The sequence below is a fragment of the Dellaglioa sp. CoH-56-MRSF-13 genome (assembly GCF_056782095.1).
Genome location: NZ_JBXAYC010000217.1, coordinates 1 through 239, shown reverse-complemented (window position 1 = coordinate 239; position 239 = coordinate 1). Strand labels below are relative to the sequence as shown.

The window sequence follows — 239 nt, the reverse complement described above, 5'->3', positions numbered from 1 at the left end:
CAAACACCTGGCACGACCCTTACCCAAGTTGTCGCCGTCACCGCACCCCGTGCGTTCCCGGTAGTCGCCGATCCCTCGTGGGCCGCCTATTGGTGGGGATACCTGGTTAAGGTCAATCGCTCCGACACCAAGACCACTGCCAAGTCGACCGACTATTCTTCCGCACTCGCGATGTGTGCCTTGATCAAAAAGTCGATTGTTGGAGTGATTTGTACAATTGTCGGCGCCAAAGGGCTCGG

Annotated in this window: 1 protein-coding gene; it reads left to right on the top strand. The window is 57.3% G+C overall.

Annotation, left to right across the window (positions count from 1 at the left end):
* On the top strand, positions 1-239 hold a 239-nt coding region (locus tag AC1RP1_RS08475; RefSeq protein WP_481762801.1), incomplete at both ends, for a hypothetical protein.